The organism is Acidovorax sp. HMWF018 (assembly GCF_003061035.1).
GTDB classification, from domain to species: domain Bacteria; phylum Pseudomonadota; class Gammaproteobacteria; order Burkholderiales; family Burkholderiaceae_C; genus Acidovorax; species Acidovorax delafieldii.
Map to the genome: position 1 here is coordinate 1 of NZ_QAIM01000007.1, position 2275 is coordinate 2275.

3 protein-coding genes are annotated in these 2275 nt (G+C 71.1%); all 3 read left to right on the forward strand.

Features of this window, described 5'->3' with window-relative positions; genetic code table 11:
- A partial coding sequence (locus DBR23_RS00225; RefSeq protein ID WP_108496912.1) for a type II secretion system protein GspI occupies positions 1-271 on the forward strand: 271 nt, incomplete at its 5' end.
- On the forward strand, positions 271-1092 hold the full coding sequence (locus DBR23_RS00230; protein WP_199227591.1) for a type II secretion system protein J: 822 nt from the start codon (positions 271-273) through the stop codon (positions 1090-1092). The genes DBR23_RS00225 and DBR23_RS00230, both read left to right, overlap by 1 nt.
- Positions 1089-2168 carry a type II secretion system minor pseudopilin GspK gene (gene gspK / locus DBR23_RS00235; protein ID WP_158276405.1) on the forward strand — a complete coding sequence of 360 codons (1080 nt, stop codon included), beginning with the start codon at positions 1089-1091 and terminating at the stop codon, positions 2166-2168. Before DBR23_RS00230 ends, gspK begins: the two co-directional genes overlap by 4 nt.
- Positions 2169-2275: the final 107 nt, after the last annotated feature.

The following is a 2275-nucleotide window of genomic DNA, read 5'->3' on the forward strand; positions in this document are numbered from 1 at the left end:
CACGACGGCGCTCACGCGCAACGCCCTGCGGCAGTCCGACATCGTGCTCGCGCAGCTGTGCGCGGAGAACGAGCTGGTCAAGGCCCGGCTCTCCCGCCAGATGCCCAGCGTGGGTGACAGCAGCCTGACCTGCGAGCAGGCCGGGCGCCAGCTGCAAGTGGTGACCATCGTGCGGCCCACGCCCAACCCGAGTTTTCGGCGCATCGATGCGCAGGTGCTGGACGGGGACAACTCCATCCTGCGCCTCTCCACCATCATTGGAAGGTATTGATGGAACACCCCCCTGAGGCCCTGCGGGCCTTCCCCCCGCTCTCGCATTGCTGCGCAATGCGGGCAGGGGGACGCCGCCAGCGCGGCGGGGCGGCCCTTGCGCGGCGTCCGCTGGCCTGGGCCGCGCCAGTTGCTCAGGCCTCGCGCCGGCGCCTCAGCAGTGGGGGCACGGCCCCGCTCGGCTTCACACTCATCGAGTTGCTGGTCGCCATCAGCGTGATGGCGTTGATTGCCATCCTGAGCTGGCGCGGGCTCGATGGCATGGTGCGGGCGCAGGAGTCCACGCGCCAGCGGGCAGATGAGATGCTGGTGCTGCAGGCTGCGCTGGGGCAGTGGGGTACGGACCTGGACGCCCTGATGCCCGTTGCCAACACCACGCCGCTGGACTGGGACGGCCAGGTGCTGCGCCTCACCCGCCGCAGCAGCGCTGTGCCCGACGAGGGTGCGCTGGTGGTGGCCTGGACCCGCCGCAACAACAACCAGGGCGTGGGCCAGTGGCTGCGCTGGCAGTCGCCGCCGGTGCGCACCCGCGCCGACTGGCGGCAGGCCTGGGAGCAGGCCGCCCAGTGGGCGCGTACGCCGGGCGACGCCGAGCGGCGCTACGAGGTGACGCTGCTGCCGCTCGACAGCTGGCAGATCTTCTACTACCGGGGCGGCGCGTGGTCCAACCCGCAGTCGAGCACGGGCACCCCGTCGGGCGACAGCACCTCGGCCATTCCGGACGGCATCCGCCTGCAGATCACCCTGCCCCCGGGCCAGGCGCTGGCAGGCCAGCTGACGCGCGACTGGGTCAACCCCGTGCTGGGCGGAGGCAGATCGTGAGTACCCCCCTGAGCGGCTGCGCCGCATCCCCCCAGGGGGACGCCACCCGTGGCCTGGCAAAGCCAGCTCCACGGTGGCACTCGCTGTGGCAGCGCCCATCGCACAGGCACAGGGCGCGCGGTGCGGCCCTGCTCGCCGCCATGCTCACCGTCACGCTGGTCGCCACCTTCGCGGCCGCCGCGATGTGGCAGCAGTGGCGCGCGGTAGAGGTCGAGACGGCCGAGCGCGGCCGCGTGCAGTCCGCGTGGATCTTGATCGGCGCGCTCGACTGGTCGCGGCTCATCCTGCGCGAGGACGGGCGCTCTGGCGGGGCCGACCACTTGGCCGAGCCCTGGGCCATCCCTCTGCAGGAGGCCCGGCTGTCCACCTTCCTTGCGGCCGACAAGAACGTGACCCAGGTGGACGACGCCAGCACCGACACCACCGAGGCCTTCCTGTCGGGCCAGATCACCGACCTGCAGGGCCGCCTGAACATCACCAACCTCGCGGAGGGCGGGCAGGTACAGGCCGTGGCACTGCGGCAGTTCACCCGATTGTTCGAGCGCCTGGGCCTGCCCGGACAGCAGCTGAGCGTGCTGATCGACGGCCTGCGCCGCGCGCAGGCGGGTGCGGGTGCCGACAGCGGCTCCGCCCCCCTGCTGCCACCCAGCGTGACCCAGCTGGGGTGGCTGGGCCTGACCCCGGCCACGGTGGCGGCGCTCGCCCCCCATGTGACGCTGCTGCCCGTGCGCACCCCAGTCAATCTGAACACCGCCGACATCAACGTGCTGATGGCCGCCATCGACGGGCTGGACAGCGCCACGGCCCAGAAGATCGTGCAGACCCGCGAGGCACGGCACTTCCGCACCCTCAGCGACGTGCGCGACCTGGTGGGCGCCAGCATCGACATCAACGAAAGTGCCCACGCCGTGGCCTCGTCGTACTTTGAAGTGCGGGGCCGCCTGCGCCTAGGCGATGCGATGGTGGACGAGCGCTCTTTGGTGCGCAAACAGGGCATCGACGTGACCACACTGTGGCGCGAACGCGGCGCCTTCGACCGGGAAACCACGCAACTGCTGCCCGGGGCACAGCGCTGAGGGTGTAACAACCCTCACACTGCACCCACCCACACCGCCGCTGCGTCACGCCCGCCCCCTAAAATGGCCCGCAAAACCCGCCCATGAGCACCCTGATCCTTTTCCTG